At 44.1% G+C, this 222-nt stretch carries 1 protein-coding gene; it reads left to right on the top strand.

Annotated elements, in window-relative coordinates:
- Positions 1 to 13 precede the first annotated feature (13 nt).
- On the top strand, positions 14 to 222 hold a 209-nt coding region (locus DWY37_RS16025; protein WP_147403610.1), incomplete at its 3' end, for a hypothetical protein.

Raw genomic sequence — 222 nt, 5'->3', positions numbered from 1 at the left:
GTGGGATTATCATATGAATCTTGCAAATATGATAAAAGATACGATAGAAACCTACCGGAGCAGCTTTATACTCTACACAGACTGGTATTATAATATTGATTCTGACCAGATGGCAGAGATGTCCCAGGATTCCATGGAGGGACTGGAGGAGAACATCCAGGGAGCCAGGTCAGACTTTGATGCGGTAGCAGAGGAAGTAGCGGATATTGAGAGAGAACTGTC

It is taken from the genome of Roseburia sp. AF25-13LB (assembly GCF_003478915.1).
Lineage (GTDB): Bacteria > Bacillota > Clostridia > Lachnospirales > Lachnospiraceae > Roseburia_C > Roseburia_C amylophila.
The sequence above is the reverse complement of the archived record's forward strand: the minus strand, read 5'-3'. Positions and strand labels throughout refer to the sequence as shown.